The 236-nt window shown below is 41.5% G+C and carries 1 pseudogene; it reads right to left on the bottom strand.

From position 1 onward, the window contains the following. A pseudogene (locus BZZ03_RS12125) lies at positions 1 to 236 on the bottom strand (MSCRAMM family adhesin SdrC); the annotation flags it as partial.

Genomic DNA, 236 nt, shown 5'->3' with positions numbered 1-236 from the left:
ACATCAGACAGTGCATCCAGTGAATCCACAAGTACCTCGGATAGCGCATCAAACTCAGCATCTGATTCAAAATCAGAATCAATGAGTGATTCTACAAGCACATCAGACAGTGCATCAACATCAATGTCCGATTCAAAATCAGAATCAATGAGCACATCAGACAGTGCATCAAGCTCAGCGTCTGATTCAAAATCAGAATCAATGAGTGAATCTACAAGCACATCAGACAGTGCATC

Origin of the sequence: Lactococcus petauri (assembly GCF_002154895.1) — a bacterium.
GTDB lineage: Bacteria > Bacillota > Bacilli > Lactobacillales > Streptococcaceae > Lactococcus > Lactococcus petauri.
Note: the sequence above shows the minus strand (reverse complement) of the source record. Positions and strands in the feature narration are given on the sequence as shown.